Here is a 265-nt window from a genome sequence, read left to right as displayed (position 1 = left end):
GGATTCGGTGATGGAACGTCTTGAGAAGTCCGGTGTGCAGGGCGCCTGCGGACCGAAGCTGAACAAGAAGGAAACCGCCGAGTACTGGTACAAGAAGGCCGAGAAGGACGGCACCATCGCTCCGCAGCGCAAGCTCGCGAACGAGAAGCCGAAGGGCGAAACGATCGACTACTACACCCTGATCAAGTCGTGGCCGGCGAGCCCGCCCAAGCGCGCCGAAGCGAAGTAAGGCGATAGGGCGTACCAGCCCACGCGATACGAAACC

General features: G+C 61.5%; 1 protein-coding gene. It reads left to right on the top strand.

Annotation, left to right across the window (positions count from 1 at the left end; translation table 11 throughout):
- Positions 1–229 (top strand): hypothetical protein (locus tag ACSNOK_RS34585; protein ID WP_436784674.1); only part of this gene is annotated, 229 nt, incomplete at its 5' end.
- Positions 230–265 lie beyond the last annotated feature (36 nt).

Origin of the sequence: Streptomyces sp. URMC 126, assembly GCF_051386555.1 — a bacterium.
Taxonomy (GTDB): Bacteria; Actinomycetota; Actinomycetes; order Streptomycetales; family Streptomycetaceae; genus Streptomyces.
Note: the sequence above shows the minus strand (reverse complement) of the source record. Positions and strands in the feature narration are given on the sequence as shown.